This window comes from Alloalcanivorax dieselolei B5, assembly GCF_000300005.1.
Lineage (GTDB): Bacteria > Pseudomonadota > Gammaproteobacteria > Pseudomonadales > Alcanivoracaceae > Alloalcanivorax > Alloalcanivorax dieselolei.
Genome location: NC_018691.1, coordinates 4,754,095 through 4,776,622 on the forward strand (window position 1 = coordinate 4,754,095; position 22,528 = coordinate 4,776,622).

Below are 22,528 nucleotides of genomic sequence, written 5' to 3' on the forward strand. Positions count from 1 at the left end.
GCCGCTATCGGCCCCAGCATGATTCAGAGGTTGCTACCAGGCCGCTTTAGGAGCGTGCCTGCAAGCGAATCTTTTGCAGGGAGCCCATTCGCTTGCAAGGCAAGCTCCTACAACGGCTTGGTAGTACGGTCTGTGGGAAGAGGCTCTTCCGGGACATCACTCGATCAGCGGCAGCCGATGCTCCAGACTGGCCGCGCGCACCGCATCGGGAATGCGGATTTCCGTGGCCAGGGGAAGATGATCCGATAACAGACAGTCCTCCAGCACTCGGCTGTGGCGTACCTGCAGTTCCGGTGTGGCCAGGATATGGTCGATATGACGATCCGGTGCCCAGCTGGGGTAGGTCTGCAAATCGCCTTCCACCAGTACCAGGCCAAGATCCGTCAGCGGCGAGGCGGTGAGATGCTCCGGCCGGCAGTTGAAGTCACCCATGATCAGACTGTAACGGTAAGGCCGCAGCAGGTCCGCCAGGTAGGTCAGCTGGGTATTGCGCATCTTTTCGCCCAGTGCCAGATGGCACACCGCCACCACCAGCGGCTCCACCGGATGGCCGAATTTGATCACGATGGCGCCCCGGCCAGGCAGGCCGGGAAGGATGTGGTCTTCCACCGCGTAGGGTGACATGCGGCTGAGTAAACCGTTGCTGAATTGCCCCAGCCGCCCCAGATTACGGTTCAACTGCTGATGCCAGAACGGGAAATCCGCCAGGCTCGCCAGGTGCACCAATTGGTTGAGGTTGCGTGAGCGCAGGCTGCCGCCATCCACTTCCTGCAGGCCAACCACATCGAAATGACGCACCACATCGGCGATCTGTTCGATGATCTCCACACTGCGCGGGTGCGCCACCAGATGCTTCCAGCTGCCGGTCACGTAATCCCGGAACCGGCTGGTGCCAATACCCGCCTGAATGTTGAAGCTGAGAATCTTGAGGGTGTCGCTGGGCAACGACACCTCACGCACCCGCCGGGTGCGGCGGTGCCCCTCCCGCGCCAGTAAGAAACCCGATGGGCGGGTTTTCCAGTTCTGATAGGCATTACGAGCGCGTTCCATCAGCATGGCGTTACTTACTTCTCACTTTCCTTTTTAACCAGGAAGTCCACCACGTCGAACATCTCGGCGTTGTTCTTGAGGTTATCCCGCATCACCGCATATTTGCCGGCCACCACCAGGGACGGCACGCCACGGATCTGATACTCACGGGTCAAGGCATCGGCCTCGCGAACCTTGGTGGACACCGCGAAGGAGCCGTACAGGCTGTTGAACTTGTCGCGCTCCACACCGTACTTCTCGAAGAAGCCGGCCAGGGCGTCGGCGTCGAACAGGCGCTCACGGTGCATATGAATGGCGTCGAACAGCGGCCGGTGAATTTCGCCGATCAGCCCCTGGGACTCCTCGATGAAGTAGGCCCGGGCCAGCGGCTCGGCGTGCTGCATGAACAGTACCGGGGTACGCACATAGGCCGCCGCTTCCGGCTTGTTCTTCAACCAGCCGTCCACGGTGGGTTCCAGGGAATAGCAATGCGGACACATGTAGGAGAAAAACTCCCGCACTTCCACTTTACCGGAAGGGACACTGGTGGTGCCGGGATTATCCAGCACCCGGTAGTGAACGCCTTCTTTGTATTGAGGCTGCCCTTCCTGAGCCACCACGGTGGCGGACATCATCAGCCCCAGGGACATCAGCAGGGCGCTAACCATACGCAGCATGAAATTCTCCTTGTTGTCACAGCTTTAGCGAGAACCGAAACCAATAAGAGTCACGAACACCCCCCTTGGTTCCCTTTTCGATGATAGGTGTCTTTTGTATCACAGTAGTGAAGGCTTGGCGCGCACGCAGGATAGCTACCCAGAACGGCAGCCAAAAAAAAAGGCAGCCGAAGCTGCCTTTTTCTCGCGCGGGGAGGGTTTATTCCTCGGTGGACAAGCCGTTGAGGAAGCTGGCCACCGCCTTGATCTCCGTGTCGCTCATCTTGGCGGCCACGGTGCGCATCATTTCCTGCGGATCATTGGTGCGTTTGACCACATTATCCCCCAGATCGCCACGACCGGCGGCGCGGAACGCCTTCAGCTGGATTTCCAGATACTGGGCGTGCTGGCCGGCCAAAGCCGGGAAACCGGCCCCGTCAACGCCTTCACCGGCGGGGCCGTGACAGCCGGAACAGGCAGGAACACCGTCGGCGATCACGCCGCCGCGGTAGATCCGCTCACCCTGTTCCACCAGTTCCGGATCAGCTTGCCCCACCTTGATGGTCTGGGCGGAGAAGTACGCCGCCAGGTCGGCCATGTCCTGCTCGCTGAGATTGGCCACCATCGGAGCCATCAGCGCGTTCTGCCGATCGCCGTCCTTGAACGCCTGAATCTGCTCGACAAGGTATTTTTCGCCCTGTCCGGCAAGGCTGGGCCATTCACCGGAAGGAGAGTTGCCGTCAGCGCCATGACAGGCCGCGCAGGGCTGGGATTTTTCCTTGCCGGCATCAACATCACCGGCTGCCATGGCATGGGAAACCGCCGTAGCGGCTAGCAGCACGAACAGCTTAAGACACTTCATGGCCCTTCCTTTAAAGCAGCGTGTTATTTTGTCATATGCTCGATCAGAGCGCGGTATTCTTCGTCGGAGCAGTCACTGCACATACCGCCTGGCGGCATCGCCCTGAACCCCTCTTTGACGTGCTTCACCAGCGTGTCCATGCCCTTCTCCAGATGCGGTTTCCAGGCGGCCTGATCCCCGGTCTTGGGCGCGCCGGCGGCTCCGGTGCTATGGCAGTAGGTACAGCTCTGGTCGTAACGCTCCTGCACCGTGGCGGCGCTGGCGCCCACGGCCATGAACATCAGGGCGAACCCCGCGAGCAAACCCTTCATGCAATACCTCCCATTGGGCTGGCGTCATGCTGGCGACAGGCGCGTCTTTAAATTTGCCTTTAAAGACAAACACCTGTAGAAATCCCGCCACGCGCCACACGCGTGACGGCGCGCATTATATACTACGGGCTCGCCTCCGTCATATCCCCTGTTTATGCATGGGTATTTGCGGAGACAGGGCGATGCCCCCCATCGATGCTCGTGACCGGACCGCCATGCCATTGCATCCCGCTCAACGCCTTTTGCACCAGGCCGCTTTCCTGAAAAGCGCGCAAATCGTCGAACAGTGCCCCCCCGACGAGGGCCTGGAAGTGGCGTTCGCCGGGCGCTCCAACGCCGGCAAGTCCAGTGCCATCAACCGCCTGACCGGCCAACGCAGCCTCGCTCGCACCTCCAAGACACCGGGCCGGACCCAGTTGCTGAACTTTTTCACCCTGGACGAGCAACGCCGGCTGGTGGATCTGCCCGGCTATGGCTACGCCAAGGTGGACAAAGCAGTACGCATGCAATGGCAGGAGCATCTGGACGACTACCTGGCACGCCGCGAATGCCTGACCGGCCTGGTGCTGCTGATGGACATCCGCCACCCGCTCCGGGAATTCGACCAGTTGATGCTCGAATGGTCGGCCCGTTCCGGGATGCCGCTGCTGATCCTGCTGACCAAGGCGGACAAATTAAAGTTCGGCGCCGCCAAAAGCGCCTTGATGCAGGTCACCAAGACCCTCAAAGATCATCCCGCGCCGCTACGGGTGCAGCTGTTTTCCGCCACCTCCGGGCAGGGCTGCGAGCAGGCCTGGGACCAGTTGGCGGAGTGGTTGCGGATCGAGGATGACACCCCTCCCGTGATTTGACCGAAACTGCCCATTTGTGTCACTCGGCGCCCAATTTTGTCGGCATCCCGGCCCGGGCAATACCAGGCACATCTCGGCAGTGAGCACCAACTCCTTGATTTCAGGCTGTTTTTCCCGCTTTCACGAAACTGGCACAGCCCTTGCTCCGTATCAGGGTGCAATACCGGCCCGGACCGGCCATCGACACAGGCACCGCCAAAACATCGCTGGGGGGCGATTCATGGCGGGGCCCAGGCCACGGTCCAGAGGAAGGGTGTGACCGCCGGAGACGGGGGTCATAAAAGAAGGGGGGGAAGCCCGGAACCTGATTTTCGGGTAAAAAAAATCCCTGGCAGCAATTGGGGGGGAAGGGAACGACTTCGCTGCCAGGGAGGCTTGCCGCCCCGGCCTCCTGGGGAAGAGGCCGGGGTGTCCAGAAGCTACGAACCGGCGAGGGTACTGGGGGATCGGGGGTAACCAGTCCGTAGCTGTAAATTAAGACGGCTCTATCTCGACGAAAGTTCCTGCCGGTTCCATCTTTTACAAATTTCATGATGGGGATCACAGGCTGGCCCGAGGGCTCCCGCACGACGGCCGCTGTGTCCCCTTTTTTTGGTCCATCCTGGCCCGTGCCCCCTAATTCGCCGACACGCTTACACGCAACACGCCGGCCGGCAGTGTCCCACAGACCGGACTACGAAGCCGTAGGGACCGCGCTGAACAACTGCTTCTACTGTTTCCAGGGCTTGCCGCGGGTGTCCTCGCGGTATTTGAGCTCCCGATGCATGGCCGCCTTGGCCAGCATGTGCGCCGACACCGGCGCCGAAATAAACAGAAACAGCGTAATCAGAATCTCATGGAGGTGCAGGGTATGCTCGCTCCAGGAGAAGTACACCAGCGACGCCATGATGGTGCCACCCACGCCCAGCGTGGTGGCCTTGGTCGGACCGTGCAGGCGCAGGAAGAAATCCGGCAGACGCACCAGCCCCAGGGAGCCGATCAACGCGAACACCCCGCCGATCAGCAGAAAAATCGCGGTGATGTATTCGATCACGATATCCATTCAAGCTCCTTCACGGCTTATTCGATGATGTCGCCACGGGTCATGTACTTGGCCACGGCCACGGTACTGACAAACCCGATCAGGGCAATCAGCATGGCCGCCTCGAAATACAGCTTGCTGCCACTGGACAAACCGTAGAGCACGATCAGTGCGATGCTGTTCACATACATGGTATCCAGCGCCAGCACCCGATCCGGCAGGCTCGGCCCCCGCAGCAGACGGTAGAGATTCAACATCTGGGCCACCACGAACAGTCCGAACGCGATGGCGATGGCCGTTTCTAACATTCGAAGATCTCCTTGAGACGCCGCTCGTAGCGCTGTTTTATTTGCTCAACCAGCACCGCTTCGTCTTCCACGTGCAAGGCATGCACCAGCATGCGGCTGGCGTCCGCGCTGATATCCGCGCTTACCGTGCCCGGCGTCAACGACACCGTGCTGGTGAGCAGGGTGATGGCGAAGTCGTCCTTGATGTCCAGCGGCACCTCGACGAACGCCGGGCGCAGATTCTTCGGCGAACCCAGAATGCGCCGGGCCACCGACAGATTGGCGACGATGATGTCCCAGTGCACCATCAGCACGAACAGCACCAGTTTGTGGAAATTGCGCAGCCTCGGCACATTGGGCCAGAACGGCAGGGTACCCAGCGGCAGCACCGTCGCCAGCACCACGCCGAGCACCAGGTGGCCGGCGCTGAAGCCGCTGAGCAACAGCCACATCAGCAGTAGAAACACGCTCAGGGTCGGGAACGGGTAAAGCTTGCGGATCATTGTGCACCTCCCGGATAGCCCAGGACCGCGTGGATATACAGATCAGGCTGCGCCCACTGGGCGGCGGCCGACTCCGTGAGCGCCGACAACGGCCCGCCCAACAACACCATGGCCGGCGCCATGGCCAGCAGCACGATCACCGCCGCCAGCCGTCCCTTGCTGAGCACCACATCCGCCACCGGTTCCCCTGCTCGCCAGAACAAAGTGGAGCCAGCACGGCTGAGGCCAACCACCGTCAGCAGCCCGCCCGCCAGTATCAGCACCCAGTACAGTGGCGCGGGTACCGCCTGCAGCAACATCACCTTGCCGAGGAAGCCGGACAACGGCGGCAGCCCCGTCACCGCCACGGCACCGATAAAGAACAACGCGCCCAGCAGGCCCGCCGCGGGCGGACGCGGCCCCGCCATCAGGGTATCGCCAGCGTCCCCCCGTCCCCGTGACACCAGATCGGCAAGCAGGAACAGGCCGGCGCAAATCAAGGTGGAGTGGAGCAGATAGAACAGCGCGCCGCTGATCGCCTCTTCCGTGCCCCAGGCCAGCGCCGCCACCAGCGTCCCCACCGACATCACCACCAGGTACGCCACCAGTTCCCCCAATCGCCGGGCGCCAAACACGCCCGCCGTGGCCAGCCCCAGGGTCAGCAGGGACACGGTCCACAGGGCCATATCACCCAGACCGGCCAGGGCGCCGTCACTGAACGCCAAGCCATGGATCCTGAGCAGCGCATAGATGCCGACCTTGGTCATGACCGCGAACAACGCTGCGACACCGGCGGTGGCACTGGCATAGGTGGCCGGCAACCAGAAGTACAGCGGGAACAGGGCCGCCTTCAGGCCGAACACCACACACAGCAACAGACCGGCCACTTTCACCAAGGTCAGCGCCGGCCCCTCCAGTTCAGCGGCCCGCGCGGCGAAGTCCGCCATGTTCAGGGTGCCGGTGGCACCGTAGATCAGCGACAGCGCCAGCAAAAAGACCGCGGAACCGATCAGATTGAGCACCACATAATGCAACCCGGCGCGCACCCGTGCCGGCCCGCGCCCATGCAGCGCCAGACCGTAAGAGGCAATCAGCAAGACCTCGAAAAACACGAACAGGTTAAACAGATCGCCGGTAAGAAAGGCCCCGTTGATACCCATCAACTGCATCTGGAACAACGAATGGAAGTTGGGGCCCAGGCGATCGTCACCGTGGCTGGCGTAGAGCAACGCCGGCACCGCCAGCACCGAGGTCAGCAGCACCATCAGCGCACTGAGCTGGTCCAGCACCAACACGATGCCAAACGGCGCCGGCCAGTCCCCCAGCGAATACACCTGAATGTCACCGGTGGCGGCCTGCCGGAACAGCATGATACTCACCGGCACCAGCGCCAGCGTCGCGGTCAGCCCGGTCACCCGGCGCAACCAGTGGCGTTCACGAACCTCGAGCAGCAACATCATCCCCGCCAGCGCGGGAATCAGAATCGGAGCCATGATCCAGTTCGACATCAGCGGCTCCCCTTATTCTGTTGCTCATCCTGTTGCTCGCCGTCCAGCGCATCGCGCTGTCCGTCGACGTGATCCGAGCCCAACTCCCCCTGCGCACGCAGCGCCAGCACCACCAGAAAGGCGGTCATGGCGAAGCCGATGACGATGGCGGTCAGTACCAGGGCCTGGGGCAAGGGATCGGTGGGATCGGCGCTCTGCCCCACCACCGCCACCTGGTCCAGCTTGAGCCGGCCGGAAATAAACACAAACAGATTGGCGCCGTAGCTGAGCAGGGTCAGCCCCAGAATCACCGGGAAGGTCCTCGCCCGCAGCACCAGATAAACACCACTGCCCACCAGGACAGCGATGATGATTGCGACCAACGCTTCCATCAGCGAGCCCCTCCCTTGTCGTCCAGCAAGGACAATTTGCCCAGGTTGGCGAGAATCAACAAAGTGGCGCCAACCACGGTCAGGAACACCCCGGTATCAAACAGCATGGCGGTGGCCACCTCGAACTCGCCCACCACCGGCCAATGCACATGCCAGAAGGCGCTGGTCAGGAACGGGTGGCCAAAGTACCAGGCACCGACACCGGTAAACCCGGCCAGCAGCACGCCCAAGGCGACCACCGGGTGATAATCGCCGGGAATGCGGCGATGCATCCACGCCACCCCGGACGCCACGTACTGCAGCACCAGCGCCACCGAGGTAATCAGACCGGCGATGAAACCACCGCCGGGCAGATTGTGCCCGCGCAGGAAGATGTACACCGAGATCATCAATGCCAGGGGCAGCAGCGGCCGCGAAATGGTGACCAGAATGAGCGGGTGAGCATCCTTGGCCCAGGGCCGCCCGAGTGAATCGGTCTGCGGCGAGTACAGCTCCAGATCCTTGAGCAGGGCATAAATGCCCATGCCGGCGATGCCCAGCACGATGATCTCGCCGAAGGTATCGAAACCACGAAAATCCACCAGAATGACATTGACCACATTGGTGCCGCCACCGCCGGGTTTGGCGTTTTCCAGGAAGAACGGGCTGATCGAATCGACCCCGGAGGTCATCATCATGAAGGCGAGAATGCCGACACCACCGCCCACCAGGAGCGACAGCACCACATCCCGGCCGATACGCGGCATGGAGGATTCACGGCGGGTGCGCACCGGCAGGAAGTACATCGCCAGCATCAGCAGCAAAATGGTGACCACTTCCACCGACAACTGCGTCAGCGCCAGATCTGGCGCCGAGAAGCGCACGAACATCAGCGACACCACCAGCCCCACCACGCTCAGACACATGATCGCGGTCATCCGGTGGCGGTGCAGGACGGTGGTGAGGATCGCCGCGACGATCAGCATGCCGCCACACAGCAACGCCACGCCGTCCAGTGGCAGCATGTCGCGGTCGCCACCGGCCAGCAAATCCCGTGTCACCGACGTCACCAACACCAGCGCCACCACCATCAACAGCCAGGCGGTGTAGCTCTGCAAGGAACCGTTACGCAGGGTATTACTGACGGTGGCCGACCATCTGGCCAGGGACTGCATGCGGGCTTCGAACACCAGTTTGGCGTCGAGGCGCGGCAGCCGGTCATTCAGCGCGAACAACCGGAGACGCTGGCTGTACACCAGCACGCCGCCCACCAGGGCTACGATGCTCATCATCAGCGGCACATTGAACCCGTGCCAGATGGTCAGATGATAGTCCGGCAAGGTGCCGCCCAGGGTGGCACGGGCGGCCACCTCGAGCAGAGCCGCCACCGTCAGCGACGGGAAGACTCCCACCGCCAGACACAAGGCCACCAGCACTTCCACCGGCACTTTCATATAGCGCGGCGGCTCATGGGGCGGGTATTTGGGCAGATCGATGGGCTCGCCGTTAAAAAACACGTCATGAATGAAGCGGGCGGAATAGGCCACCGAGAACACCCCGCCGAGCACCGCGCCCAGCGGCAGAATCCAGCTCAGGCTCCCCAACTGGCCGGAATCCAGGGTCTCGGCAAAGAACATCTCCTTGGACAGGAAGCCGTTCAACAACGGCACCCCGGCCATGGCCGCCGACGCCACCATCGCCAGTACCGCCGTGTACGGCATGTACTTCCACAGACCGTTGATACGCCGCATGTCGCGCGTACCGGTCTCGTGATCGATGATCCCCGCCGCCATGAACAGCGATGCCTTGAAGGTGGCGTGGTTGATAATGTGGAACACGCCCGCCACCGCCGCCAGTTGGGCATTGAGGCCAAACAGCATGGTGATCAGGCCCAGATGGCTGATGGTGGAATAGGCCAGCAGTCCCTTGAGATCATGCTGGAACAGCGCCCAGATGGCCCCCCACAGCAGCGTGGCCAGACCGGCGCCGGTGACCAGGAAGAACCAAAGGTCGGTGCCGGACAGCGCCGGGTACAAACGCGCCAACAGGAACACCCCGGCTTTCACCATGGTGGCGGAGTGCAGGTAGGCACTGACCGGTGTCGGCGCCGACATGGCGTGAGGCAACCAGAAATGGAACGGGAATTGGGCGCTCTTGGTGAACACCCCCAATAGCACCAGACAAAGAATCAGCGGGTAAAGCGCGTGGCCGCGGATCAGATCGCCGCTGGCCAGCACATCGTCCAGGGAGTAGGACCCCACCACCTGGCCAATCAGAATGACGCCGGCGAGCAGGGCCAGCCCACCCATGCCGGTGACCGACAGCGCCATGCGCGCGCCTTTACGGGCATCGGTCTGGTGATACCAGAATCCGATCAACAGGAAAGAGCTGAGGCTGGTCAGTTCCCAGAACACCACCAGCAGCAGCAGGTTGTTGCTGGTCACCACCCCCATCATGGCCCCCATGAACAACAGCAGGAAGGCGTAGAAACGCCCCGCCTTTTCGTTGGCGGAGAGGTAGTAACGGGCGTAAAGAATGATCAGCAGGCCGATGCCCAGCACCAGCAGCGAAAACAGCAACGCCAGGCCGTCCAGGCGAAACGCCAGATTCAGGCCGAGATCCGGCATCCAGGGTACGAACTGACGTACCGTCTCACCGGAGAACACCCGGCGGCCGTGGAACCACAGCAACCCCAGTGCCACCAGAGGCAATGCCGCCGCCGCCCAGGACAGCGCCGGACGCGAAAAGCGCCATCGTTCGGCCAACGGTGGCAGCACCGCCCCGAGAAAGGGCAGCAAAACCAGAAACCCAAGGTTCATAGACTATCCGTCGATTTGTCGTTTCGGGCGAGGAGCACCCAAGAGTACGGGAGAACCGTCTATAACAGGAAACGGTTAAGCGAAAACGACCGGCGGATCGGGGAAATAGGGCCGACGGCCGCGGCGGGGGCAATCCACCGGGCTGTGGGTATGAGCGGAATCAGGCAGACGGCAGTTCATCGCTTCGATCATGACTCAGTGAATCCGCAGTATGCCATGAATTCATCACTTGAAAATACGGGGTCGACGGCGACCATTGTCGCCATCGCCGTATCTCGTACTACACTATCGGTTCGGTGGCACTGTTGCTGACCACCGAATCACCGGCGACCGATTCATGGGCTGACGCCGGGCCCCGTTTGTAGCTGTTTGAAGCAAGGAGAATCACATGCACCGCATTCTGTTCGTTACGGCCGCGGCCACCCTGTTCGCCACCGGTTGCGCCAGCACCCCCTCCGCGAATCTGCCGGAGGGCGCCACCGCCTGTCCGGATAAGCGGCCCACCGTCTGCACCATGGATTACAATCCGGTGAACGGTTTCAACGCCGCCGGGGAAGATCAGGGTGAATTCGGCAACGCCTGCGGCGCCTGTGGTCAGGACGACATCAGCTACACCATTCCGGTAAGACGGTGATCCCGCTGCTCGATACATCACTGTAACCCCGGAACGGACGCTCACTTTGCCCTACTCCCCCTTGCGCCTGCTGCTGGATTTTGACGATCAATACCAGCGGGATCAGCGCCAGAGCCCGGACTTTCTCCATCGCCGGGACCGACAACTGGCGCTGCAGGCGCAACAGCGGGACGGCTCCACGCCACTCCCCGAGGATTGGTTACGCACCCTGGGCGCCGACCGTGTCGGCGGCGGCCACGATCCCCGTCTGCGCACCTGGCGGCGGGCCCGCGTGCTGTTCGTTCTCGGCGGCGCGGTACTCGGTGTGCTCACCATGCTCGGGCTGCTTTATTACGATGGCAGCCAGCGCATCAACGTCACCCTGCTGCTCGGCTTCGCCGCCCTGCAACTGGCTCTGGCGATCCTGACCACGATGCAGGCGGGAATCGGCTGGCGCCCCTGGGGGCGGCTGCTGGATCGCGCCGGCGCCACGCCTGCCGCCCTGCGTGATCTGCAGCCACCGTTGGCGGCCCGGGTCGCGCACAGCGGCGGGCTCGCGTTCGCGATCGCCGCGCTGCTGACCCTGCTGGTGCAGGTGGTGGTGCGTGATCTGGCGTTCGGCTGGAGCACCACCTTGCAAACCTCCGCCCCGGCCTACCACGAACTCACCCACGCCCTGGCCTTGCCATGGCGGCAATGGCTGCCGCCGGCGGTGCCGTCGCTGGAACTGGTGGAGCAATCCCGGTTCTTCCGTATCAGCGATCAAACGCCCGCCGATCCGGCCCGGCTCGGCGCCTGGTGGGCATTCCTGGCCATGGTCTGGCTGGTCTATGTGGTGCTGCCCCGCCTGGTGTTCCTGGCCTTGAGCCGTGCCCAGTTACGTTGGCGTGCAAAGCGGCTGTTGGCCCGGCATCCCGGTATGGCGGCCCTGCGTCAACGCTTTGAACAGCCGTGGGTGGATACCGGCGCCGGCAATGCCACCCCGGCGCCGGAACTGGATCAGGGCAAGGCGGCCGATGGCGTGCTGCCGGAAAGTGGCACGGTAATCCACTGGGCTGGCGCAGGCCTCGCCGATGACGGACTGTTCAGTGCGCTCGCTGGTGGGGAGCGTGCCCCATTGCGGCTGGCAGCAGGCGGCAGCGCCAGCCTGGAGCATGATCGGGCGGTGCTGGAACAGGCCGGCCAGAGGCGCGAACCGGTACTGATCCTGGCCCAGGGCTGGGAACCGCCCACCGGCGAGCTGGCGGACTTTCTCGACGACGCCCGCCAACAATGGGGCGAGGACACCGTGATCGCCCTGGTTCCCCTGGCCGCCGATCCGGGCGGTGCTTTATCCGACGACACTCTGGCCCAGTGGCGCCGGTTCGTGGACCGGCGGCAACATGCCCATTTGCGCCTGTGCCGCGCCCCGGAGGTGCCCTCATGACCCCCGCTCCCCGCTTCGCCGTGGTCGGGCATCCCAACAAGGGCAAATCGAGCATCGTCGCCACGCTTTCACAAAACGACGCCGTGGCCATCGCCCTGGAGCCGGGCACCACCCGTGACAGCGAGCGCTACCCGCTGAGCGTGGACGGCCATCTGCTCTACGAACTGATTGATACCCCCGGGTTCCAGCGCCCCCGCCGGGTGCTGGCCTGGTTGCAGGCGCACAGCCACTCCGCCTCGGATCGGCCCGACACGGTACGCGCCTTCGTCAATCAGCACCGCGACGATCCGCGTTTTCACGACGAGTGCGAACTGCTGACGCCGATTCTCGACGGTGCCGGCATCATCTATGTGGTGGACGGTTCGGTGCCCTATCACCAGGAACACGAAGCGGAGATGGAAATTCTGCGCTGGACCGGCCAGCCCAGCCTGGCGTTGATCAACCGCATCGGCGGGGACGACCACGGCGAGCAGTGGCAAACCGCCCTGGGGCAGTACTTCCGCATCGTCCGCGACTTCAACGCGGTCACCGCGCCGTTCGAAGCCCATCTGAGTCTGTTGCGCAGTTTCGGACAGCTGGCTCCTCAATGGGAAACCGCTCTGGAGCAAGCCGTCGAACATCTCCGGGAGCAACGCCGGCATCGCCAGAAGCGAGCCTGGGCACTGATCGCCGATGCTCTCAGTGACATGCTCGGCCATGCCGAAAGCGCCCGCCTCGGCGAAGACGCCAGCCGCTCCGCCCTGGAGGTCCGGCTGCGGCAAAGCTGGCAGGACTGGCAACGCAAACGGGAGCAGCGACTGCGGCGGGAAGTGGAGCAGCTTTATCAGCACCACCATCTGCAACGGCAGGAACAGCACCTGGAATGGGAACCCGGGCACGACCTGTTCAGCGAACGGGAACGCCGTGCCTGGGGCGTCAGCCGGGCCTATCTGGCCACCGCCGGCTTCGGCGCTGGCGCTCTGGGTGGCGCTGGCGTGGACGCCCTCACCGCCGGCCACACGCTGGGCGCCGGCGCCCTGATCGGCGGCGTGCTCGGCGCCGCCGGCAGCCTCTACTATTCCAGCAAACTGGATCGCCTGAATCTGGGCCCGCTGTCCTCCGGCGGCCGCGAGGCGCGCTTCGGCCCGCTGCGCGACCCGCAATTCGGCTATGTGGTGCTCGGCCGCGCCCTGCAACACTGGTATCAGATCACCGATCGCAATCACGCCGGCCGCGACCCGCTGACCCTGGACAATGCCGACAGTCACTGGCTAGATAACCTGTCCCGCAGCCAGCGCCACGCACTGCAGAAAGCCTTGCAGCAAAGCACTCGTCATCAGGACGAAAAGCGCCGGCAGGCTTTACGCGAGGCGGTGGCTCAGGCGGGGGAAGCGTTTCTGCAGTGGCGGCGGAAGTGACGTGGCAGGTTGAGCCCAACTATTGCTACAAAGTGGCTGTAGGAGCCTGCCCTGCAGGCGAATTTTTGGGCGCGGGCCCCATTCGTCAGCACGCGGAGAACCGTCCCGTCAGCGCTCCGACCTCTCGCGCCGGTAGTCCCTTGGCGCCACCCCCATCACTTTTTTGAACTGACGGGAAAAATAGTAAGGGTCGTCATAGCCCAGATCGTCGGCCACCTGGGCGATGCTGAGATCGGTGATGTCGAGCAGATAGCAGGCGCGGGTGATCTTCAAATGCTGGAACGCCTGCATCGGCGTCTGCCCGGTCTGTCGTTTGTATTCGCGAATGAAGTGGTAAAGCGACAGTTCACTGGTGGCGCTGACCAGCTGTTCCAGCTCGATGCGTTGATGCAGATGCGCCTGCAACCAAGCTTGGATCCGCGGCACATCCAGCGCCACATTGCGGGCCTGGCGCTGGCGGCGCATCAACGCCATGAAAGAGAGCAGGCTCTTGAGCAGATTGGCGGCGTAAATCAAGTGATGGGGACGGAAGCGCGTCACGGTGGTCAACAACAGCTCCAGATCCTCGGTGAGCCGCGAGTGCTGCCCGACGGTGGCGGTGAAGCCGTCCGGGGAACTGAGGATTTCGTTGAAATAGGTATCCACCTCGGCGCCGCCCAGGTGCACCCAGTAGATAGTCCAGGGGTCCTGAGGGTTGGCCCGGTAACGGTGACGCTGGCCTTCCCGTAACAACAGTACATCCCCGGCCCGCACCGGCTTGCGCCGTCCCTCCAGTTCCGCCACGCCGGATCCCGCCAGGCAATAAATCACCAGATGATCCCGCGGCTCGGCACGCCCCATATGGTGGCCGGCGGCGGCGGGATAGAAGCCGACACCATGAGGCATGCAGTCCCGGCACAGCGGGTGTTCCGCCAGCTCCGTCACCAGCGCATGGGGGATCACCACCCGCCGCCCGGTCTTCGGCAATGGCCAGCGGGAGGTTTCCACTGGTGGGGTAAGAATGTCACTCATGACCGCAATTTTATCCAGGTATAGTCAATTGCCGCTATCTTACCGCCCCTCACCCTGTGATACACAGTAGCCATACTGTTGGAAACGCCACCCCGTGCAGCAGCATGATGGTGCCACCTCGCTCCGAAGGAGCGCCCGGGCTCGGCGCGCGTGGCCCGTTAATACCCCTAATAATTATTTGGAGAGCGTTATGTCCACCCGACTGCCTCAACTGATCAACGGTGAGTTCGCACAAAGCGCCACCGATACCTGGATTCCCGTCACCAACCCGGCCACCCAGGAAGTGCTGTGCGAGGCCCCGGCGGCCACCGGCGAGGAAATGGAACAGGCCATCGCCGCCGCCAAGGCCGCCTTCGAGGAATGGCGTGAAGTACCGGTCACCGAACGGGCCCGTTTGATGATGCGCTATCAGGCCCTGCTGAAAGAACGCCACGACGATATCGCCAAGGTGCTGGCGAAGGAGACCGGTAAAACCTTCGAGGACGCCAAGGGCGACGTCTGGCGCGGTATCGAAGTGGTCGAACAGGCCGCCAATATCCCGTCCCTGATGATGGGCGAAACGGTGGAGAACGTGGCCCGCAGCATCGACACCCATTCCTGGATCCAGCCGCTGGGCGTGTGCGCCGGCATCACCCCGTTCAACTTCCCGGCGATGATCCCGCTGTGGATGTTCCCGATGGCGATTGCCAGCGGCAACACCTTCGTGCTCAAGCCTTCCGAGCAGGACCCGATGACCCCCAACCTGCTGGCGGAACTGTTCCTGGAAGCCGGCGCGCCGAAGAACGTGCTGCAGGTGGTGCACGGCGGCAAGCAGCAAGTGGATACCCTGCTCACCCATCCGGAGATCAAGGCGGTGTCCTTCGTCGGTTCCGTGCCGGTGGGCCAGCATGTTTATCGTACCGCCACCGAGCATCTCAAGCGCGCCCAGTGTTTCGCCGGCGCCAAGAACCACATGGTGATCATGCCGGACGCGCAAAAGAGCCAGGTGGTCGGCAATCTGGTGGGCTCCTCCTGCGGCGCCGCCGGTCAGCGCTGCATGGCGATCAGCGTGGCGGTGTTCGTCGGTGATTCCAAACAGTGGATCGACGACATCAAGGAAGAGTTCGCCAAGGTGCGTCCGGGTGCCTGGGACGACGCCGGTGCCGCCTACGGCCCGCAGATCAGTCCGAAGGCCAGGGAACGCATCCTCACCCTGATCAAACAGGGCAAGGAAGAAGGCGCCACCTGCCTGCTGGACGGCTCCGGCTGCACTGTGGACGGCCTGCCGGACGGCAACTGGGTCGGCCCCACGCTGTTCACCGACGTGAAGCCGGAAATGAGCATCTATAACGAAGAAATTTTTGGCCCGGTGCTGTGCTGCGTGTGCGTGGATACGCTGGAAGAAGCCATCGAGCTGGTTAACAACAGCCCCTACGGCAACGGCACCTCCATCTTCACCGCCAGCGGCGCCGCTGCCCGTAAATATCAGCATGAAGTGGAAGTCGGTCAGGTCGGCATCAACATTCCGATTCCGGTGCCACTGCCGTTCTTCAGCTTCACCGGTTGGAAAGGGTCCTTCTACGGCGACCAGCACGCCTACGGCAAGCAGGCGGTGCGGTTCTACACCGAGACCAAGACCGTCACCAGCCGCTGGTTTGACGATGATATCGCCGACGCCACCCACAGCGGCCCGAACATGACCATCCATCTGAAATAACCTTGCCGGCGAGCCCGCTCCCTCATTGGCATCGCCATAAGAGAGCGGGCCCGCCCGCGAACAGCGGAGATCGATACCGTGGATTTCTCCCTCAACGAAGAACAACAGGCGTTCCGCGATACCGCCCGTCAGTTCGCTGAAAAAGAACTGGCGCCCTTCGCCGCCGAATGGGATGAACACAGCACCTTTCCCAAGGACACCATCAAGCGGGCCGGAGAGCTCGGCTTCTGCGCGCTGTATTGCGATCCCGACCACGGCGGCATGGGACTGAGCCGGCTTGATGCCGCCTTGATCTTCGAGCAAATGGCGGCCGGCTGTACCTCCACCACGGCTTTCATCACCATCCACAACATGGCCACCTGGATGCTGTCGAACTTCGGTTCCGACACGCTTCGCGACCAGTGGGCCGCGGGGCTGATGAGCGGTGAACAACTGGCCTCCTACTGCCTCACCGAACCCAACGCCGGTTCCGATGCCGCCGCCCTGAGTACCAGTGCCAAACGGGACGGCGGCGACTATGTGCTCAACGGCGCCAAGGCGTTTATTTCCGGCGCCGGCGACACCGACGTGCTGGTATTGATGGCACGCACCGGCGGCAGCGGTGCTGGTGGTGTTACCTGCTTCGCCATTCCGGCGGACACCGCCGGCGTCAGCTACGGCCGCAACGAAGACAAGATGGGCTGGAAAAGCCAGCCCACCCGGGCCGTGATCCTGGAAGACGCGCGCATTCCCGAGCGCTATCGCATCGGCGAGGAAGGCCAGGGCTTCAAGATCGCCATGGCCGGTCTCGACGGCGGCCGCATCAACATCGCCAGTTGCTCGCTGGGTGCCGCCACCGCCGCGCTCAATCAAGCCCAATCCTATGTGCAGGAACGCAAGCAGTTCGGCCAGGCGCTGAGCCAGTTCCAGAATACCCAGTTCACCCTCGCCGACATGGCCACGCATCTGGTCGCGGCACAACAAATGGTGCGGCTGGCGGCCTGGAAGCTGGACCAGGGCGACAGCGACAAGTCCATGTATTGCGCCATGGCCAAACGGCTCGCCACCGACCTGTGTTTCGACGTTTGCAACCAGGCTCTGCAGTTGCATGGCGGCTACGGCTATATCAAGGAATACCCGCTGGAACGGTACCTGCGCGATGCCCGCGTGCATCAGATTCTGGAGGGTACCAACGAAATCATGCGGGTAATCATTGCCCGTCGCGTGCTGGGCGACCTGGCGTTCCTGTGAGCGACCGGGATAATGCCGCGCAACGCAATCAATTGATGGAGAGTCCTGTTGATGGATAGCACCGTGAGCGACAGCACCGCCCCCGTGACATTCGAAGTCCTGGAAGGCCGTCACGGCCGTATCGGCCGCGCCACCCTGAACGCACCGAAAAGCCTCAACGCCCTGTCCCTGGAAATGATCGATCTGCTGCAGGAGCAACTGTCCGCCTGGCAGGGCGACGCCACGATCCAGGCGGTCTGGCTGGACGCCAACAGCGACAAGGCATTCTGCGCCGGCGGCGACATCGTGCGCCTGTACGAAAGCATGGTGGCCACGCCGCAGGGCGAGCGGAACCGGCACGCGGAAGCGTTCTTCGGTCGCGAATACCAGTTGGATCATCGGCTGCATACGTTCGGCAAGCCGCTGATCTGCTGGGGCAATGGCATCATCATGGGCGGCGGGCTCGGCTTGCTGGCCGGCGCCTCGCACAAAGTGCTCACCGAAACCGCGCGCATCGCCATGCCGGAAATCACCATCGGTCTGTTTCCGGACGTGGGCGGCAGCTACTTCCTCAGCCGCATGCCCGGCAAGGTCGGCCTGTTCCTGGGACTGACCGGCGCCAACATCAACGTCAGCGACGGCCTCGCCATCGGGCTGGGTGACGTGGCCATCGCCCACGAGAGCAAGGCGGCGGTGATGAGCGCACTCAACGAATTGAATTGGGACAATGACGCACAGCGCCACGACAGCCAGGTCAGCGATGTGCTGGCCGGCTTCGGCCTGGCCGCCGACGCCCTGCCGCAAAGCCCGGTAACCGAACATCGTGGCGAGATCGACCGGCTCTGCCAAGGCGATGATCTGGCCACGGTGGTACAGGCCATCACCACCCTCGACAGCGACGACCGCTGGTTGAGCAAGGCCGCGGCCACACTCGCCAGAGGCTGCCCGCAAACCGCCGCCCTGGTATGGGAAAACTGGCACCGTGGCGCCGACATGACGCTGGCCGATGTGTTCCGCATGGAATGGCGCGTGGCGGTGCAGTGCGCGCTGCACGGCGATTTCCAGGAGGGCGTGCGCGCCCTTTTGATCGACAAGGACGGCCAACCCCGTTTCAAACACCGCTCGGTTGCCGACATCACACCGGCATACCTGGCGGAATTTTATCAACTTCCCGGCGTACCCGACCCGTTAGCGGACTTATAGAAAGGACCGGTAAAACGGGCACCGCGCCGGCTTCAGCAGCTGGAGGAATAATTATGAGAATCGCGTTTTTTGGTGTCGGACACATGGGCGGCCCGATGGCCGCCAATCTGGTCAAGGCCGGTCACGAGGTGCTCGCCTTTGATCTGGTGCCCGCCCTGCTGCAGGAAGCGGTGAACGCCGGCGCCAGCGCCGCCGACTCGCCGAAGCAGGCGGTGGAGAACGCCGAGGTGGTGATCAGCATGCTGCCCTCCGGCGCCGCCGCCAAGGGCCTCTACCTGGGGGACGACGGTATTCTCGGTGCCATTGGCCAGGACAGTCTGATCATCGACTGCTCCACCATCGATGCCGCCACCGCCCGCGACCTGGCCGGCGCCGCCGCCGACAGCGGCCGGGTGATGATCGACGCTCCGGTATCCGGCGGCGTCGGCGGTGCCAAGGCCGGCACCCTGACGTTCATCTGCGGCGGTCCAGAGGATGCGGTGGAGCGCGCCCGCGCGGTGCTCGAGTGCATGGGCAGCAAGATTTTCCGCGCCGGCGACAACGGTGCCGGGCAAGTGGCGAAAATCTGCAACAACATGCTTCTGGCGGTCCACATGATCGGCACCGCCGAAGCCCTGCAACTGGGCGTCGATCACGGCCTCGATCCCAAGGTCCTGTCGGACATCATGTTCGCCAGCTCCGGCCGCAACTGGTCCCTGGAAGTCTACAACCCCTGGCCCGGGGTCATGGAGGGCGTGCCTTCCAGCAACGACTATCAGGGCGGCTTCGGCGTCAACCTGATGAACAAGGACCTGGGGCTGGCGTTGGAAGCCGCGCTGGCGAGCAAGTCCGCCACGCCCATGGGCGCGCTGGCGAAAAGCCTTTACGGGCTGCACGCCAACGCCGGTAATGGCGGCCTGGATTTCTCCAGCATCCAGCGGTTCTTCAAGCACCGGGACGAATAAGCGCGGTCGTTCTTCCCCGTCACAGGTCCGGCGCCCACTCCCGGTCCGGGTCGTGGGCCAGGAACTCCGGACGCCGGCGGCGCGCGGCGAACGGCGCCTGGCAGCGGTTATCGCGGCGGTTATAGACGAAAAACACATTACTGCGCGGGTCCGGCGACATATTGGCGTTGGAGCCGTGCAGCGTGTTGCAATCAAACAGCAGCAGACCACCGGCGGCACCGGTGGGCGCCTCGATACCATGCCGCCGGATCAACTCCGCCAGCACCGCCTCACCGGGAACGCCAATCTGCTGACGTTTCAATGACTGTTCATGATGATTTTCCGGGGTTTCACCAAGACAGGACACGAATACTTTGTGCGACCCCGGGATCAGCATCAGAGGGCCGTTGAACGTGTGATTGTCGGTGAGCACGATGGAGGCGCTGACCGCGTGCATGGCCGGCATGCCATCCTCCGCGTGCCAGGTCTCGAAGTCCGAATGCCAGTTGAACCCCTTGCCCTTGAAGCCAGGCTTGTAGTTGATCCGGGACTGATGCACATAGGGTTCGCCGCCCAGAATCTGGCGGGCCCGCCCGATCAGACGCGGATCCTGCGCCAGTTGGCGGAAACGCCGGGACAGAAAATGCACCGCGAACAGAGAACGAATTTCGCGGCTGTCCGGCTCCGTGATGGTGAATGGGCGCCCGCGAAATGACGGCGTCTTCATCAGCGATGACATTTCCCGCCGCAACGCCGCCACCTCGTCGGCATCGAGAAAGCCGGGTTCGAACAGAAACCCCTGACGTTCAAACCGCGCCAGTTGGTCCGCGGACAGCGGGCCCTGTCCGGCATCGCCCTTGACCACCGCCTCACGGCGCTGCAGCCAGGGAAGATCCGGAGTCCGCGCGAGGCGGGTGGGATAAGGGTCGTTTCCAGGCCGGAAAGACCTCGGTAAAGATTGACGTGATAGCGTCGGTGCTGACATCAAATCACCTCCGAGATTTGCGATCAGTTCCAGCGCGGCGGCACGATCCGCCTGTTGCCTGGGAATTGAATTACCTGTGTCAGTGATAGAAAGATTCAGAAACGGAACACTCCGTGGTGAGGCATGATGGTGGCCATAGGAGAAATTTCAAGACTCCCGGCGTACAGTAACCCCTTGTTCGGCCCGGTTTGGCCGGCATCAATGGGAGAGGAACATGGGATTCGATTTCAACGACACGCGCGTGGTGGTGGCCGGTGGCAGCCGTGGCATCGGCCGCGCCATAGCCCTGGCGTTCGCGGCGGCCGGCGCCCGGGTCTCGGTCTGCGCCCGTGGCGCGCAGACGCTGGACGCCTTGCGCCAGGACGCCGCCGCCAAGGGTTGGGAGCTGCACGTGGCCTCCTGCGACCTCGGCGACAAAACCGCTATCGACGGCTATATCCGTGACGCGGCACAAGCCCTTGGCGGGCTCGACGTGCTGGTCAACTGCGCTTCGGCCTTCGGGCGCGGCGACGACGAGAGCGGCTGGGGGATGAGCATGAACGTGGACCTGATGGGCACGGTCCGCGCCTGTCACGCCAGCCTGCCGTATCTGCGGGAATCCTCTCGGGCGGCGATCATCAACCTGACCTCCATCGCCCAATTCCATCCTTCCGTTCGCACCGCCCCCTACGCCGCGGTAAAGGCGGCGGTGAGCCACTACACCAGCAGTCTGGCGTTGCGGCTGGCCGGCGACGGTATCCGCGTCAACGCGGTGGCACCGGGATCGGTGGAATTTCCCGGCGGTGTCTGGGACGACGCCCGCCGCGATAACCCGACGCTGTATCAGAATATCCTGGCCGGCATCCCGTTCGGCCGCTTTGGCGCACCGGACGACATCGCCGAGCCGGTGCTGTTCCTGGCTTCCCCCCAGGCGCGCTGGATCACCGGCCAGACGCTGGCGGTGGACGGCGGCCAGTTGCTGAGCTGAGATGGCCAACTCCACGCAGCGGCTGTTCTTCGATCTGGTGGACCTGCGCCTGTTCATCAATATCGCCGAAGCCAACAGCCTGACCCGTGGCGCCGAGCGCTCCTGCCTGTCACTGGCGGCAGCGAGCATGCGCATCAAGAATCTGGAAGATGCCATCGGTACCCGTCTGCTTAACCGGGCCAGCCAGGGGGTGACACTCACCCCCGCCGGCCAGGCCATGCTGCGCAACGCCCTGCGCATCCTGCAGCAAAGCGAGCGTCTGCTCGGCGATCTGGCGGAGTACGGCCAGGGGGTCAAGGGCCGGGTCCGCCTGTTCGCCAACACCACCGCCATGACTGAGTTCCTGCCCGCCGCGCTGGGCCGGTTCCTGTCCGACCATCCACAGGTGGATATGGATCTGCGGGAGCGGCTCAGCCACGACATCGTCAAGGCGGTACTGGACGGCGCCACCGACATCGGCATCGTCGCCGGTTCGGTGTCCACCGAAGGCCTGCAGGCCCTCCCCTACCACGGCGACCGGCTGGTGCTGGCCACCGCCCTGAACCATCCTCTGGCCAGCCGGGCGCGACTGGCGTTCAAGGAAGCGCTGGGCCACGACTTCGTGTCCCTGCACTCCGGCAGTGCCATCCACACCTTCATGGCCCAGGTGGCCAGTGAGCTGGGCCTGGATACCCAGATCCGTGTCCAGGTTTCCAGTTTCGACGCGCTGTGCCGCATGGTGGAAGCGAATGCCGGCATCGGTCTGCTGCCCCGCTCCGCGGCGCGCCGGCTGGCCCGGTCCATGGACATCCATGTCATCGAGCTGTCCGACGCCTGGGCCGAACGGGAGATGAAAATCTGCGTGCGGGAACTGGAAGCGCTGCCGACCTTCGCCCGGGAATTGGTGGATTATCTGTTGGCGACGCCGGGGCCGGCCAGTTGA

The 22,528-nt window shown here is 63.4% G+C and carries 22 protein-coding genes; 10 read left to right on the top strand and 12 right to left on the bottom strand.

Annotated features, from left to right (window positions below; genetic code table 11):
• Nucleotides 1-156: 156 nt before the first annotated feature.
• The 4 genes from B5T_RS21285 to B5T_RS21300 all read right to left on the bottom strand — a co-directional run bounded on the left by B5T_RS21285 (nt 157) and on the right by B5T_RS21300 (nt 2,858).
• Nucleotides 157-1,056, bottom strand: coding sequence for an endonuclease/exonuclease/phosphatase family protein (locus B5T_RS21285; protein WP_014996596.1), 900 nt, complete (start codon nt 1,054-1,056; stop codon nt 157-159).
• Nucleotides 1,057-1,064: 8 nt separating this feature from the next.
• On the bottom strand, nt 1,065-1,706 hold the full coding sequence (locus tag B5T_RS21290; protein WP_014996597.1) for a thiol:disulfide interchange protein DsbA/DsbL: 642 nt from the start codon (nt 1,704-1,706) through the stop codon (nt 1,065-1,067).
• Between the two features lie 199 nt (nt 1,707-1,905).
• On the bottom strand, nt 1,906-2,547 hold the full coding sequence (locus tag B5T_RS21295; RefSeq protein WP_014996598.1) for a c-type cytochrome: 642 nt from the start codon (nt 2,545-2,547) through the stop codon (nt 1,906-1,908).
• A 23-nt stretch (nt 2,548-2,570) separates the two neighbouring features.
• Entirely contained in the window at nt 2,571-2,858 is a 288-nt protein-coding gene (locus B5T_RS21300; RefSeq protein WP_014996599.1) for a c-type cytochrome, read from the bottom strand.
• Nucleotides 2,859-3,073: 215 nt separating this feature from the next.
• Here B5T_RS21300 and yihA point away from each other — a divergent pair, with 215 nt between their 5' ends.
• A complete protein-coding gene (gene yihA / locus B5T_RS21305) occupies nt 3,074-3,709 on the top strand; it encodes a ribosome biogenesis GTP-binding protein YihA/YsxC (protein ID WP_041717825.1) in 636 nt (211 codons plus the stop codon).
• Between the two features lie 709 nt (nt 3,710-4,418).
• Here the strand turns inward: yihA and B5T_RS21310 are convergent.
• The 6 genes from B5T_RS21310 to B5T_RS21335 are packed head-to-tail and all read right to left on the bottom strand — an operon-like array spanning nt 4,419 to nt 10,176.
• A complete protein-coding gene (locus B5T_RS21310) occupies nt 4,419-4,751 on the bottom strand; it encodes a Na+/H+ antiporter subunit G (RefSeq protein ID WP_014996601.1) in 333 nt (110 codons plus the stop codon).
• A gap of 17 nt (nt 4,752-4,768) precedes the next feature.
• A complete protein-coding gene (locus B5T_RS21315) occupies nt 4,769-5,038 on the bottom strand; it encodes a K+/H+ antiporter subunit F (protein WP_014996602.1) in 270 nt (89 codons plus the stop codon).
• Nucleotides 5,032-5,520: a Na+/H+ antiporter subunit E gene (locus tag B5T_RS21320; RefSeq protein WP_014996603.1), complete on the bottom strand. Its 489-nt coding sequence runs from the start codon at nt 5,518-5,520 to the stop codon at nt 5,032-5,034. The genes B5T_RS21315 and B5T_RS21320 overlap by 7 nt, the downstream gene beginning before the upstream one ends.
• Entirely contained in the window at nt 5,517-7,007 is a 1,491-nt protein-coding gene (locus B5T_RS21325; RefSeq protein WP_014996604.1) for a monovalent cation/H+ antiporter subunit D, read from the bottom strand. Before B5T_RS21325 ends, B5T_RS21320 begins: the two co-directional genes overlap by 4 nt.
• The gene (locus B5T_RS21330; protein ID WP_014996605.1) at nt 7,007-7,378 is read right to left on the bottom strand and encodes a Na+/H+ antiporter subunit C; all 372 of its coding nucleotides are present in this window, start codon (nt 7,376-7,378) and stop codon (nt 7,007-7,009) included. The genes B5T_RS21325 and B5T_RS21330 overlap by 1 nt, the downstream gene beginning before the upstream one ends.
• Nucleotides 7,378-10,176: a monovalent cation/H+ antiporter subunit A gene (locus B5T_RS21335; protein ID WP_014996606.1), complete on the bottom strand. Its 2,799-nt coding sequence runs from the start codon at nt 10,174-10,176 to the stop codon at nt 7,378-7,380. Before B5T_RS21335 ends, B5T_RS21330 begins: the two co-directional genes overlap by 1 nt.
• A gap of 388 nt (nt 10,177-10,564) precedes the next feature.
• Here B5T_RS21335 and B5T_RS21340 point away from each other — a divergent pair, with 388 nt between their 5' ends.
• From B5T_RS21340 to B5T_RS21350, 3 genes are read left to right on the top strand one after another with little or no spacing between them, the layout of a single operon-like run.
• Entirely contained in the window at nt 10,565-10,810 is a 246-nt protein-coding gene (locus B5T_RS21340; protein WP_014996607.1) for a hypothetical protein, read from the top strand.
• 46 nt (nt 10,811-10,856) lie between these two features.
• Entirely contained in the window at nt 10,857-12,215 is a 1,359-nt protein-coding gene (locus tag B5T_RS21345; RefSeq protein WP_014996608.1) for a DUF2868 domain-containing protein, read from the top strand.
• On the top strand, nt 12,212-13,612 hold the full coding sequence (locus B5T_RS21350) for a GTPase/DUF3482 domain-containing protein (RefSeq protein ID WP_014996609.1): 1,401 nt from the start codon (nt 12,212-12,214) through the stop codon (nt 13,610-13,612). The genes B5T_RS21345 and B5T_RS21350 overlap by 4 nt, the downstream gene beginning before the upstream one ends.
• A 108-nt stretch (nt 13,613-13,720) precedes the next feature.
• Here the strand turns inward: B5T_RS21350 and B5T_RS21355 are convergent, their stop codons facing one another.
• Nucleotides 13,721-14,623, bottom strand: coding sequence for an AraC family transcriptional regulator (locus B5T_RS21355; RefSeq protein ID WP_014996610.1), 903 nt, complete (start codon nt 14,621-14,623; stop codon nt 13,721-13,723).
• Between the two features lie 190 nt (nt 14,624-14,813).
• On the opposite strand from B5T_RS21355, the gene B5T_RS21360 reads away from it, so the two are divergent.
• From B5T_RS21360 to mmsB, 4 genes are all read left to right on the top strand, one after another.
• Nucleotides 14,814-16,319: a CoA-acylating methylmalonate-semialdehyde dehydrogenase gene (locus B5T_RS21360; protein WP_014996611.1), complete on the top strand. Its 1,506-nt coding sequence runs from the start codon at nt 14,814-14,816 to the stop codon at nt 16,317-16,319.
• A 78-nt stretch (nt 16,320-16,397) separates the two neighbouring features.
• A complete protein-coding gene (locus B5T_RS21365) occupies nt 16,398-17,549 on the top strand; it encodes an acyl-CoA dehydrogenase family protein (RefSeq protein ID WP_014996612.1) in 1,152 nt (383 codons plus the stop codon).
• A 51-nt stretch (nt 17,550-17,600) separates the two neighbouring features.
• Entirely contained in the window at nt 17,601-18,731 is a 1,131-nt protein-coding gene (locus tag B5T_RS21370; RefSeq protein WP_014996613.1) for an enoyl-CoA hydratase/isomerase family protein, read from the top strand.
• A gap of 53 nt (nt 18,732-18,784) precedes the next feature.
• On the top strand, nt 18,785-19,675 hold the full coding sequence (mmsB, locus tag B5T_RS21375; protein ID WP_014996614.1) for a 3-hydroxyisobutyrate dehydrogenase: 891 nt from the start codon (nt 18,785-18,787) through the stop codon (nt 19,673-19,675).
• Nucleotides 19,676-19,694: 19 nt separating this feature from the next.
• On the opposite strand, the gene thpD is transcribed toward mmsB, so the two are convergent.
• Entirely contained in the window at nt 19,695-20,639 is a 945-nt protein-coding gene (gene thpD / locus B5T_RS21380; RefSeq protein ID WP_014996615.1) for an ectoine hydroxylase, read from the bottom strand.
• Between the two features lie 214 nt (nt 20,640-20,853).
• Here thpD and B5T_RS21385 point away from each other — a divergent pair, with 214 nt between their 5' ends.
• Nucleotides 20,854-21,606: an SDR family NAD(P)-dependent oxidoreductase gene (locus tag B5T_RS21385; RefSeq protein WP_014996616.1), complete on the top strand. Its 753-nt coding sequence runs from the start codon at nt 20,854-20,856 to the stop codon at nt 21,604-21,606.
• Nucleotide 21,607: 1 nt separating this feature from the next.
• Complete coding sequence (locus tag B5T_RS21390) at nt 21,608-22,528, top strand: LysR substrate-binding domain-containing protein (RefSeq protein WP_014996617.1); 921 nt, start codon at nt 21,608-21,610, stop codon at nt 22,526-22,528.

Bases quoted from the DNA above. Each gene is read 5' to 3' on its own strand.
- B5T_RS21285 (WP_014996596.1), bottom strand. From the start codon at position 1,056: ATGCTGATGGAACGCGCTCGTAATGCCTATCAGAACTGGAAAACCCGC.
- B5T_RS21290 (WP_014996597.1), bottom strand. From the start codon at position 1,706: ATGCTGCGTATGGTTAGCGCCCTGCTGATGTCCCTGGGGCTGATGATG.
- B5T_RS21295 (WP_014996598.1), bottom strand. From the start codon at position 2,547: ATGAAGTGTCTTAAGCTGTTCGTGCTGCTAGCCGCTACGGCGGTTTCC.
- B5T_RS21300 (WP_014996599.1), bottom strand. From the start codon at position 2,858: ATGAAGGGTTTGCTCGCGGGGTTCGCCCTGATGTTCATGGCCGTGGGC.
- yihA (WP_041717825.1), top strand. From the start codon at position 3,074: ATGCCATTGCATCCCGCTCAACGCCTTTTGCACCAGGCCGCTTTCCTG.
- B5T_RS21310 (WP_014996601.1), bottom strand. From the start codon at position 4,751: ATGGATATCGTGATCGAATACATCACCGCGATTTTTCTGCTGATCGGC.
- B5T_RS21315 (WP_014996602.1), bottom strand. From the start codon at position 5,038: ATGTTAGAAACGGCCATCGCCATCGCGTTCGGACTGTTCGTGGTGGCC.
- B5T_RS21320 (WP_014996603.1), bottom strand. From the start codon at position 5,520: ATGATCCGCAAGCTTTACCCGTTCCCGACCCTGAGCGTGTTTCTACTG.
- B5T_RS21325 (WP_014996604.1), bottom strand. From the start codon at position 7,007: ATGTCGAACTGGATCATGGCTCCGATTCTGATTCCCGCGCTGGCGGGG.
- B5T_RS21330 (WP_014996605.1), bottom strand. From the start codon at position 7,378: ATGGAAGCGTTGGTCGCAATCATCATCGCTGTCCTGGTGGGCAGTGGT.
- B5T_RS21335 (WP_014996606.1), bottom strand. From the start codon at position 10,176: ATGAACCTTGGGTTTCTGGTTTTGCTGCCCTTTCTCGGGGCGGTGCTG.
- B5T_RS21340 (WP_014996607.1), top strand. From the start codon at position 10,565: ATGCACCGCATTCTGTTCGTTACGGCCGCGGCCACCCTGTTCGCCACC.
- B5T_RS21350 (WP_014996609.1), top strand. From the start codon at position 12,212: ATGACCCCCGCTCCCCGCTTCGCCGTGGTCGGGCATCCCAACAAGGGC.
- B5T_RS21355 (WP_014996610.1), bottom strand. From the start codon at position 14,623: ATGAGTGACATTCTTACCCCACCAGTGGAAACCTCCCGCTGGCCATTG.
- B5T_RS21360 (WP_014996611.1), top strand. From the start codon at position 14,814: ATGTCCACCCGACTGCCTCAACTGATCAACGGTGAGTTCGCACAAAGC.
- B5T_RS21370 (WP_014996613.1), top strand. From the start codon at position 17,601: ATGGATAGCACCGTGAGCGACAGCACCGCCCCCGTGACATTCGAAGTC.
- mmsB (WP_014996614.1), top strand. From the start codon at position 18,785: ATGAGAATCGCGTTTTTTGGTGTCGGACACATGGGCGGCCCGATGGCC.
- thpD (WP_014996615.1), bottom strand. From the start codon at position 20,639: ATGTCAGCACCGACGCTATCACGTCAATCTTTACCGAGGTCTTTCCGG.
- B5T_RS21385 (WP_014996616.1), top strand. From the start codon at position 20,854: ATGGGATTCGATTTCAACGACACGCGCGTGGTGGTGGCCGGTGGCAGC.
- B5T_RS21390 (WP_014996617.1), top strand. From the start codon at position 21,608: ATGGCCAACTCCACGCAGCGGCTGTTCTTCGATCTGGTGGACCTGCGC.